4 protein-coding genes are annotated in these 5532 nt (G+C 49.2%); 1 reads left to right on the forward strand and 3 read right to left on the reverse strand.

The annotated features are described in order from the left end of the window. Positions 1-147: 147 nt before the first annotated feature. Complete coding sequence (locus tag K4A83_RS21650) at positions 148-825, reverse strand: Uma2 family endonuclease (RefSeq protein ID WP_265266788.1); 678 nt, start codon at positions 823-825, stop codon at positions 148-150. A gap of 87 nt (positions 826-912) precedes the next feature. Next, a complete protein-coding gene (locus K4A83_RS21655) occupies positions 913-1770 on the reverse strand; it encodes a formylglycine-generating enzyme family protein (protein ID WP_265266789.1) in 858 nt (285 codons plus the stop codon). 216 nt (positions 1771-1986) lie between these two features. Here K4A83_RS21655 and uvrA point away from each other — a divergent pair, with 216 nt between their 5' ends. Continuing rightward, complete coding sequence (gene uvrA / locus K4A83_RS21660; protein WP_407810263.1) at positions 1987-4881, forward strand: excinuclease ABC subunit UvrA; 2895 nt, start codon at positions 1987-1989, stop codon at positions 4879-4881. Positions 4882-4893: 12 nt separating this feature from the next. Here uvrA and K4A83_RS21665 read toward each other — a convergent pair whose 3' ends face one another. Beyond that, positions 4894-5289, reverse strand: coding sequence for a response regulator (locus K4A83_RS21665; protein ID WP_265266791.1), 396 nt, complete (start codon positions 5287-5289; stop codon positions 4894-4896). Between the last annotated feature and the right edge of the window lie 243 nt (positions 5290-5532).

The raw sequence follows: 5532 nt of genomic DNA on the forward strand, positions 1-5532 counted from the left end.
TATTCTCAGCCATCGGTTTACCGTCGGAGTCGGGATAAAGCAGGTTAGAGGGGATGGGGGTTTGAACCATCGTTCTGTAGTAAATCAGGACTGATTTTATTTTAATGGGGGATTGGGGGAACGCTCTACCGTAACCTTAAACCTAGATTAGAGGGTTTCTGGATCAATGCCGAGTTCTTGTAGTTTAGCAAAGGCGCGATCGCGTTGTTCTTGAAACAAATCCCGCTCCTGTTGTGCCAGATTCCGTTCTGCAAACAACTCACCCGGCTCCTTAAACGGTTCTCCAGTCGGATGATAAATCACTAACCCCTCCCCCGACAGTTCAAAGCGAATATTCAATAGAGGGGAAGTCCAAGGCAAATGGAGGGGCGTGATTAAGCGAAAACTTTCCTCAATTGTCTCCCGTTCAAACCCCCAAAAATCATAGGACTCGGGGTTATAAAAATACATCTCCAGCACCCCGTACTTTTCATAAAACCGTTGTTTCGCGGCCATTTCTGTCGTCGTATTACTGGGGGAGAGAATTTCAAAGACGACTTGGGGGGAAATATCGTCCTCTTCCCATTGTTTATAACTCCCTCGGTCGCCATCGGGACGACCTAAGACTACCATAGCATCCGGCGCTTGACGGGGAGCAGGGGGGCGCTGGACAGGCACAGGATACCAGAGCAAATCTCCCGCGACAAAGGCAATTTCATCCTTGAGTAATTCCTTGAGATTGGAGACTAAACGCACAATCCAGCGATACTGGAGGGTATTCTCAGCCATCGGTTTACCGTCGGAGTCGGGATAAAGCAGGTTAGAGGGGATGGGGGTTTGAACCATCGTTCTGTAGTAAATCAGGACTGATTTTATTTTAATGGGGGATTGGGGGAACGCTCTGCCCTAAGCTTCAAGCTAGATTTGAGGGTTTCAATAGAGCGTTAGGTTCTTTTGAACTAGGCGAAAACCCATGTAATCAGACTTGAGAGAGGGGGGACAACTATCACGACAAGCCGAACGACAATATTCTGGTAGATTGAGCCAAGAACCTCCACGCAGCAGCTTTTTAGCGGATCGGTTGTCCTCCAATAATTTTCTTAATCCATCCCTCTGATTTTGAGCCTTAGAATGATGGTTGAGCCAAGCCCTTCCATCCCTTGGCGCGCCTTCATAATGGTCATGCCAATCATCTAAACACCACTCCCATACATTGCCGTGCATATCATGAATTCCCCAAGCATTGGGGGCGTTTAAACTACCGACTGGGATTGTTTTTCGCCCCGTTTTCCCTCGATTATCCCCGTCATAGTGGCGACAGTTGGCCACTTGGGGGGAGAGAGTCAGCCCAAAGGAGTAGGGTGTGGTGGTTCCAGCACGACAGGCATATTCCCATTCGGCCTCACTCGGAAGGCGGTAGAATTGACCACTGGCTTGATTGAGGCGCAAACAGAATTCTAGACAATCTTCCCAACTCACTTGTTCTACGGGGTTGTTTGGACCTTTGAAGTGAGAGGGATTCTGAGGAAGGGAACGCACCACTGGGGGCAGTTGGGCGACAATGCGCCATTGTTCTTGGGTGATGGGGGTCTGACTCATGAAAAATTCCGGTAGGATGACCCGATGTTGGGGGCTTTCGGTGCTGTATCGTTCGGGTTCGTCCTCGGGGGATCCCATAATAAATTCTCCGGCCCCAATGACTACCATTTCTAAGTTTAACCCTCCGGTGGTTTCTCTGTAGCCCTGTTGTTCTGTCTTTTGTCCTTGGATGCTCTTCTCTTGCTCATTCATGTTGGATTTCAAATATGGGAATTGAGAATTGAGAATTGAGAATTGAGAATTGATAATTATTCCCGACTCCCCCTGCTCCCCTGCCCCCCTGCTCCCCTGCTCCCCCGCTCCCCTGCTCCCTATTCCCTAATGCTGTTGGGGTATGACCGGGAAGAAAATCCGCCATCGCGATACAATTGTTAACTGAATGTTACAAACTTCCTCATGGCCCACACGATGAACCTGTCCGATAAGTTACCTGATATTAATGGGAAATCCTCCAATCTACGCGATCGCAATTTAATCTGTATCCGAGGGGCTAGACAACACAATCTCAAGAATGTGGATCTGGATTTACCCCGCGATCGCCTGATTGTGTTTACAGGAGTATCGGGATCGGGGAAATCGTCCTTGGCGTTTGATACCATTTTTGCCGAGGGACAACGGCGTTATGTGGAGTCTCTCAGTGCCTATGCGCGGCAGTTTTTAGGCCAGTTAGATAAACCGGATGTGGATGCCATTGAGGGGTTAAGTCCGGCCATTTCCATTGATCAAAAATCAACCTCCCATAATCCTCGCTCTACGGTGGGAACGGTGACGGAAATTTATGACTATTTGCGGTTATTATTTGGGCGGGCTGGAGAACCCCATTGTCCCCACTGCGATCGCAATATTGCCCCCCAGACCATTGATGAAATGTGCGATCGCATTATGGAACTCCCAGATCGCACCAAGTTCCACGTTCTCGCCCCCGTGGTGCGGGGGAAAAAGGGCACCCACAAAAAGTTACTCTCGGGGTTAAGCTCGGAAGGGTTTGTGCGAGTGCGCATCAATGGGGAAGTGCGAGAACTCAGTGATGCCATTGAACTGAACAAAAACCACAGCCACGATATCGAAATTGTCATTGATCGGTTAATCAAAAAACCGGGGATCGAAGAACGTTTAGCAGACTCCCTCAGTACCTGTTTAAAACGCTCTGAAGGCACGGCTATTATTGCCATTCAACCCGATGAAACCGAGGAAATACCCCCCAAGGAATTAGTCTTTAGTGAAAACTTTGCCTGTCCCGAACATGGGGCCGTGATGGATGAACTCTCCCCCCGTTTATTCTCCTTTAACTCCCCCTACGGTGCTTGTCCCCATTGTCACGGTATCGGCAGTTTACGCACCTTCTCACCGGATTTAGTCATTCCTGACCCCACTCAGCCCTTATATAGTGCGATCGCCCCTTGGTCAGATAAAGATAACGCCTACTATCTCTCGCTACTCTTTAGTTTAGGGGAAACCTTCGACTTTACCATCCAAACCCCTTGGGAAAAACTCACCCCAGAACAAGAGCATATCCTATTCTACGGCTGTGAAGACCCCATCTTAATCCAAGCCGACACCTACCAAGGAAAAGGCTATTATCGCAAGTTTGCGGGCATTCTCGCCATGTTAGAACGCAACTATGCCGAAACCAACTCAGAAACCTACAAACAAAAACTAGAGCAGTATATTGTCTTTCAAACCTGCGAAGTCTGTCACGGCAAGCGCCTAAAACCCGAATCCTTAGCCGTCCGTTTAGGAAAATATCACATTGACGAGTTAACCAGTGTGTCAGTGCGGGATGCCTTGGAACGGGTGAATCAGATGGATTTAACCCCCCGACAGGCCTTAATCGGGGAACTAGCCCTCAAGGAAATTAAAGCCCGTCTGCAATTCCTCTTAGATGTGGGCTTAGACTACCTTACTCTAGACCGAGCCGCCATGACCTTATCTGGGGGAGAAGCCCAACGCATCCGTCTGGCCACCCAAATCGGGGCCGGTTTAACCGGAGTGTTGTATGTGTTAGATGAACCCAGTATCGGACTCCACCAACGGGATAACGGGCGCTTACTCCTAACGCTGCAAAAACTGCGAGATTTGGGCAATACCCTAATTGTGGTGGAACATGACGAGGACACCATCCGGGCTGCCGATTATCTGGTGGATATTGGGCCCAAAGCGGGAGTTCACGGGGGGGAAATTGTCTGTCAGGGAGATTTAGAAACCCTGTTAACCACGGAAGCATCGCTAACGGGAGCCTATTTGTCCGGTCGAAGGGCGATCGCCACTCCCCCAGAACGACGGAAAGGAAACGGGCGATCGCTGACCCTCCAAGACTGTTCCCGTAACAACCTCAAACACATCACCGTAGAAATTCCCCTCGGTGTCCTAGTCTGTGTCACCGGAGTATCCGGATCCGGCAAATCCACCCTGATCAACGAACTCCTCTATCCCTCACTACAACACCATCTCACCAAAAAAATCCCCTTCCCCGAACACCTCGGAGAACTCCAAGGTTTAAACGCCATTGATAAAGTGATTGTCATTGATCAATCCCCCATCGGACGCACCCCCCGTTCCAATCCCGCCACCTATACCGGGGTATTTGATGTCATTCGGGCCGTATTTGCCGAAACCATCGAGGCCAAAGCGCGAGGGTATAAACAAGGGCGCTTCTCCTTCAACGTCAAAGGAGGACGCTGTGAAGCTTGTTCCGGTCAAGGGGTGAACGTGATTGAAATGAACTTTTTGCCCGATGTGTATGTTCAGTGTGAAGTCTGCAAAGGGGCCCGTTATAACCGGGAAACCCTCCAAGTCAAGTATAAAGGCTTTTCCATTGCCGATGTCCTCAATATGACCGTAGAAGAGGCGTTAGGCGTGTTTGAGAACATCCCCAAAGCCGCCCCCCGTCTCCAGACCTTAGTCGATGTGGGGTTAGGTTATATTAAATTGGGTCAACCCGCCCCCACCCTTTCCGGGGGAGAAGCGCAACGGGTGAAACTGGCCTCAGAATTGTCTCGACGGGCGACGGGGAAAACCCTATATCTCATTGATGAACCGACCACCGGGTTATCGTTTTATGATGTCCACCATTTATTAAATGTTTTACAGCGCCTTGTGGATAAGGGGAATTCGGTGTTAGTGATTGAACATAATTTAGACGTGATCCGGTGTGCCGATTGGATTATAGACCTTGGACCAGAGGGAGGCGATCGCGGTGGTGAAATTGTCGCCGTTGGTACCCCAGAAACCGTTGCTCAACATCCCCACTCCCACACCGGAGTTTATCTCAAGCAGGTGTTAAAACGTGAAAATAAAGAGTGAGGTTGCCCTAACTTACCAATTCAGAACCTTAGCAATAAAATCCCCCAAGGTGACAGGATCAAAAGGCTTGGTTAAAACGGCATTCACCCCCAACTGAGCATAATAACGCTGTTCGGCCGCTTGAACCTTAGCCGTGAGGAAAATCACCGGGATTTTAGCCGTAAGGGGATCTTCCTGTAATTTATGCCACGTTGTCGGACCATCCATGTCTGGCATCATCACATCCAAAAGAATCGCGTCCGGTGGTTGTTCATCTGTACCTGAACACAAAGTCTTACACAAAGCCAATCCTTCAGACCCCGATGATGCGGCCACAACATCCCAGTCTTGACCGATTTCTAAGCTAAGTTTCGCGACTTCCCTTATATCTTCTTCGTCATCAATAATTAAGATTTTCCGGTTGCCCATCACACCCATCACCCGTTTAACAGTTCAATTTAACCACTATAGCAATTGTACGGAAAGATGACTTAACATCAAGGTAACTCAAGCTATAGTATTGTGGTCAGGCATTCTAGCTGAGTTTATCTGCAATGTCGGGTGAAGACCCTCGGTTTTACCGACGGGATGAAACCCGACCCGTATAGAAACAGCGAAGCACGACTCTTTAGCTAAGGCTCAGGGATCACTCTTAGCATGACAATTTGTGCT

This window comes from Spirulina subsalsa FACHB-351, assembly GCF_026130165.1.
GTDB classification, from domain to species: Bacteria; Cyanobacteriota; Cyanobacteriia; order Cyanobacteriales; family Spirulinaceae; genus Spirulina_A; species Spirulina_A subsalsa_A.

What these genes read in the sequence shown, in the direction of transcription:
- K4A83_RS21650 (WP_265266788.1), bottom strand. Translation starts at nt 825, where the DNA reads ATGGTTCAAACCCCCATCCCCTCTAACCTGCTTTATCCCGACTCCGAC.
- uvrA (WP_407810263.1), top strand. Translation starts at nt 1,987, where the DNA reads ATGAACCTGTCCGATAAGTTACCTGATATTAATGGGAAATCCTCCAAT.
- K4A83_RS21665 (WP_265266791.1), bottom strand. Translation starts at nt 5,289, where the DNA reads ATGGGCAACCGGAAAATCTTAATTATTGATGACGAAGAAGATATAAGG.
- K4A83_RS21655 (WP_265266789.1), bottom strand. Translation starts at nt 1,770, where the DNA reads ATGAATGAGCAAGAGAAGAGCATCCAAGGACAAAAGACAGAACAACAG.